The sequence below is a fragment of the Rhizobium sp. P1_E1 genome, from assembly GCF_056406015.1.
The window spans coordinates 1-3,555 of record NZ_JBFUAY010000342.1 but is presented as its reverse complement, the minus strand read 5'-3'; the positions used below and the strand labels follow the sequence as shown (position 1 = coordinate 3,555).

General features: G+C 60.6%; 5 protein-coding genes. All 5 read left to right on the top strand.

The annotated features are described in order from the left end of the window. The first annotated feature begins 50 nt into the window (after window positions 1-50). Entirely contained in the window at window positions 51-689 is a 639-nt protein-coding gene (gene traI / locus AC1D1Z_RS35305) for an acyl-homoserine-lactone synthase (protein ID WP_130654277.1), read from the top strand. Further along, on the top strand, window positions 686-1,663 hold the full coding sequence (gene trbB / locus AC1D1Z_RS35300; RefSeq protein ID WP_130654278.1) for a P-type conjugative transfer ATPase TrbB: 978 nt from the start codon (window positions 686-688) through the stop codon (window positions 1,661-1,663). The genes traI and trbB overlap by 4 nt, the downstream gene beginning before the upstream one ends. Continuing rightward, window positions 1,653-2,036 carry a TrbC/VirB2 family protein gene (locus AC1D1Z_RS35295; protein ID WP_065276633.1) on the top strand — a complete coding sequence of 128 codons (384 nt, stop codon included), beginning with the start codon at window positions 1,653-1,655 and terminating at the stop codon, window positions 2,034-2,036. The genes trbB and AC1D1Z_RS35295 overlap by 11 nt, the downstream gene beginning before the upstream one ends. After that, entirely contained in the window at window positions 2,029-2,328 is a 300-nt protein-coding gene (locus tag AC1D1Z_RS35290; RefSeq protein WP_130654279.1) for a conjugal transfer protein TrbD, read from the top strand. Before AC1D1Z_RS35295 ends, AC1D1Z_RS35290 begins: the two co-directional genes overlap by 8 nt. A 10-nt stretch (window positions 2,329-2,338) precedes the next feature. Continuing rightward, window positions 2,339-3,555: VirB4 family type IV secretion/conjugal transfer ATPase (locus AC1D1Z_RS35285; RefSeq protein ID WP_477853423.1), on the top strand; the 1,217-nt coding region annotated here is incomplete at its 3' end.

Below are 3,555 nucleotides of genomic sequence, written 5' to 3'. Positions count from 1 at the left end.
ATTCCAAACTGTGCTGATTTCCCGCCGACCAACAACGACGGAGAAAGATCATGCGGGCTCTCGCGCTCTCAACACCCCGGACGATCCAAGAGGCGCATCTCCTACACATCCACTATCAGCTTCGTGCTCGGGTCTTTTCCGATCGCCTGGGTTGGGAAGTCGATGTAACGGCGGGGTGCGAGTCCGATCGTTTCGACGCGCTTCGGCCGACCTATATTCTCGCCATCGCAGAGACCGGCGAATTGGCGGGGTGCGCAAGGCTTCTTCCTGCGCTCGGACCGACAATGGTGGCCGACGTTTTCCCGTCGCTGCTCCCGGACGGCCAACTCAAGGGGCATGCCGCGATGATCGAGAGTTCTCGCTTCTGTGTCGACACGGCTCTCGCGGAGGGGAGGGGCGCCGGCTCGGTCCATGAAGCGACGCTGACCATGTTCGCTGGCATCATCGAATGGTGCATGGCAAATGGGTACACTGAGATTGTTACGGTGACCGATCTTCGGTTTGAGCGCATCCTCGCCCACGTGGGATGGCCGCTGCAGCGTTTAGGCGAACCCAAGAAAATCGGCGTGACGACGGCCGTAGCGGGCACGCTGGCCGCCAATGCGGCCACGTTCCTCAGGCTTCGCCCCTCCAACTACCGTTCTGAACTCGCCCCCTGTCAGCCAGGCAGCGTAAGGAGAAATCCGTGAACCAGCTTCGCTCTCACCCTCGGCTCGTCCGCAAACTTCAGGAGGCGCTCGGCGACCAGCTTTGTGTTGCCCTGGACGACGCGAACGTCGTCGAGATCATGCTTAATCCGGACGGAAAGTTGTTCATCGAACGGCTCGGTCACGGCGTTACGCCCGCCGGCCAGATGTCGTCGGCTGCAGCGGAGATGGTGATCGGTACAGTGGCGCACGCGCTTCAGTCAGAGGTCGACACGGAACAACCGATCATCTCCGGCGAGCTGCCAATCGGTGGCCACCGCTTCGAGGGTCTATTGCCCCCGGTTGTCACCAAGCCCGCCTTCACAATTCGTCGCCGGGCGTCGCGCCTCATTCCCCTCCAGGACTATATTTGCGCCGGCGTGATGACAGAATGCCAAGCCGCAACGATCCGCAGTGCCATTTCCTCGAGGCTGAACATCATCATTTCCGGAGGAACAGGCTCAGGCAAGACGACGCTAGCGAACGCGGTCATCCACGAGATCGTCAAATCTGCGCCCCAGGATCGTCTCGTGATTCTTGAGGATACCGCGGAGATCCAATGCGCGGCCGAAAACGCCGTTCTCCTCCATACCAGCGATACGATCGACATGGCCCGGCTCCTGAAGAGCACCATGCGCTTGCGCCCCGACCGGATCGTCGTTGGCGAAGTTCGCGACGGAGCGGCCCTCACGTTGCTCAAGGCCTGGAATACCGGTCACCCGGGCGGCGTGGCGACCATTCACTCCAATACCGCCATGTCGGCACTCCGTCGCCTTGAACAGCTGACCGCCGAAGCAAGCCAGCAGCCGATGCACGAGGTGATTGGAGAGGCCGTCGACCTGGTCATTTCGATTGAGCGGACGCCGCGCGGGCGAATTGTTCGCGACATTATCCAAGTCGAGCGGTTCATCAACGGACAGTACGAGATCGAATCCGATCAGCTCACCGAAGAACAGGAGGCGCGCCATGTCGCGTAAGCATACCCTCATCGCCGCCGCGCTCGTTGCGGCGCCAATCGTTCTTGCCTCTGTCGCGCCGGCGCTCGCCAGTTCCGGCGGCAGCCTCCCATGGGAAGGGCCACTGCAGCAGATTCAGGAGTCGATCACCGGCCCGGTCGCGGGTGCGATCGCGCTTGCAGCCGTGGCCATTGCCGGCGGCATGCTCATCTTCGGCGGCGAGCTCAACGATTTCGCGCGGCGACTTGTGTATGTCGTTCTTGTCGCCGGCATCCTGCTCGGCGCCACCAACATTGTCGGCCTGTTCGGTGCGACCGGCGCTTCGATCGGGCTGACAAACGAGCAGATCTACTTAATTGGTACGAACGGAGGAGGGGAGGGAGATCATGGCTGAGTCCCTGTCCGGCCTGCGGCGTAACCGCATCCATCGCGCGCTCTCCCGCCCGAACCTACTGATGGGCGCCGATCGGGAGCTGGTCCTGATCACCGGTCTTGCAGCCGTGATCCTGATCTTCGTCGTGCTTACGGCCTATTCGGCGATCTTCGGCGTTGCTGTCTGGGTCGTGATCGTCGGGCTGCTCAAGATGATGGCGAAGTCCGACCCACTGATGCGGCAAGTCTATATCAGGCACATTTCCTACGAGCCCTACTACAAGGCGACCACCTCGCCGTGGCGACGGTACTGAGGAGGCGGCCATGGTAGCTCTCAAACCGTTCCGCGTGACCGGCCCTTCCTTCGCCGATCTCGTTCCTTATGCCGGTCTGATCGACGATGGTGTCCTCCTCTTGAAGGACGGAAGCCTGATGGCCGGCTGGTACTTCGCTGGCCCGGACTCCGAAAGCGCGACTGACCTCGAGCGCAACGAGCTGTCGAGGCAGATCAATGCCGTTCTGTCGCGGCTCGGWAGCGGCTGGATGATCCAGGTCGAGGCCATCCGTATTCCGACAGTCGACTATCCATCCAAGGACCGTTGCCATTTCCCCGACCCGGTGACCCGCGCGATCGATGCTGAGCGTCGGGCGCATTTCGCGCGCGAGCAAGGACATTTCGAGAGCAAGCATGCGTTGATCCTTACCTACCGGCCGCTTGAGTCCAAGAAGACTGCTCTCAGCAAATACATCTATTCGGACGAGGAAAGCAGAAAAAAATCCYACGCGGACACGATGCTCTTCGTGTTCAAGAACGCAGTGCGCGAGCTTGAGCAGTATTTTGCCAACTCTCTTTCGATCCGGCGAATGGAAACCCGCGAAACGTTTGAAAGGGGAGGGGAACGAATTGCCCGATATGACGAGCTGCTGCAGTTCGCCCGATTCTGCACCACCGGGGAAAGCCACCCAATCCGGCTTCCCGATGTTCCCATGTACCTCGATTGGATCGCGACTGCCGAGCTTGAGCACGGGCTGACGCCGAAGGTTGAGAACCGTTTCCTCGGCGTGGTTGCCATCGACGGCCTGCCGGCCGAAAGCTGGCCAGGTATCCTGAACAGCCTTGATCTGATGCCTCTGACCTATCGGTGGTCGTCACGTTTCATCTTTCTCGATGCCGAAGAGGCCCGACAGAAGCTCGAAAGCACACGCAAGAAATGGCAGCAGAAAGTCCGGCCGTTCTTTGAACAGATATTCCAGACACAAAGTCGATCCGTCGACCAGGACGCGATGACCATGGTGGTCGAGACTCAGGATGCGATCGCGCAGGCCTCGTCGCGACTGGTAGCCTATGGCTATTACACGCCGGTCGTCGTTTTGTTCGACATTGATCGCGAGGCACTGCAGGAGAAGGCCGAAGCGATCCGGCGGCTAATTCAGGCGGAAGGTTTCGGGGCGCGCATCGAGACGCTCAACGCCACCGACGCCTATCTCGGCAGCTTGCCAGGCAACTGGTATTGCAACATCCGTGAGCCGCTGATCAACAC

Coding starts and splice junctions, on each gene's coding strand:
- traI (WP_130654277.1), top strand. CDS start 51: ATGCGGGCTCTCGCGCTCTCAACACCCCGGACGATCCAAGAGGCGCAT.
- AC1D1Z_RS35295 (WP_065276633.1), top strand. CDS start 1,653: ATGTCGCGTAAGCATACCCTCATCGCCGCCGCGCTCGTTGCGGCGCCA.
- AC1D1Z_RS35290 (WP_130654279.1), top strand. CDS start 2,029: ATGGCTGAGTCCCTGTCCGGCCTGCGGCGTAACCGCATCCATCGCGCG.